The following is a 679-nucleotide window of genomic DNA, read 5'->3' on the forward strand; positions in this document are numbered from 1 at the left end:
TTGCGGGAAGGGCTGCGAAGTGTCCGACGTCGACGGCCATCGCTATTTCGATTTTATGGGCGAGTACACGGCGGGCCTTGCCGGGCATTCCAATGCGATTATCGGCGAGGCAGTCAAGCAGGCGGTTGACAACGGACTGAGCCTATCGGGCCACACGCGCGTGGAGGCGGAGTTTGCTGCGATCATTGCCAAGCGCTTTCCGGCGATGGAGTTGCTGCGTTTCACCAATTCCGGCACTGAGGCAACGCTGCTAGCGTTGACGCTCGCGCGCGTCGCGACCGGCAAGAAAAAAGTGATGGCTTTTGACGGCGCTTATCATGGCTCCGTGTTCACTTTTAAAGCAGCGGTCAATCAGGTCAACGTACCCTTCGATTGGCTGCTTGCGCCCTACAACGACGCTGCCGCGGCGGCAAAGCTGATCGCGCAGCATGCCGATGACATTGCCGCTGTGATCGTTGAACCGATGCAGGGCTCTGGCGGCTGCATTCCCGCCGAGGGAGATTTCCTCTGGGGGCTACGCAAGGAGACCGAGAAAGTCGGCGCGCTCCTTGTGTTCGATGAAGTGATGACCTCGCGTCTTGCGCCGGGCGGTCTACAGACCCGCTACAGCATTCGTCCAGACCTGATGACACTTGGCAAGTATGTGGCAGGCGGTCTGTCGTTCGGCGCCTTCGGCGGC

Annotated in this window: 1 protein-coding gene; it reads left to right on the forward strand. The window is 60.2% G+C overall.

Annotated elements, in window-relative coordinates; translation table 11 throughout:
- Positions 1-679, forward strand: a 679-nt coding sequence (locus AC0L2O_RS36295; protein WP_473373135.1) for an aminotransferase class III-fold pyridoxal phosphate-dependent enzyme, incomplete at both ends; no start/stop codon positions are given.

Source organism: Bradyrhizobium sp. Kon10 (assembly GCF_055807395.1).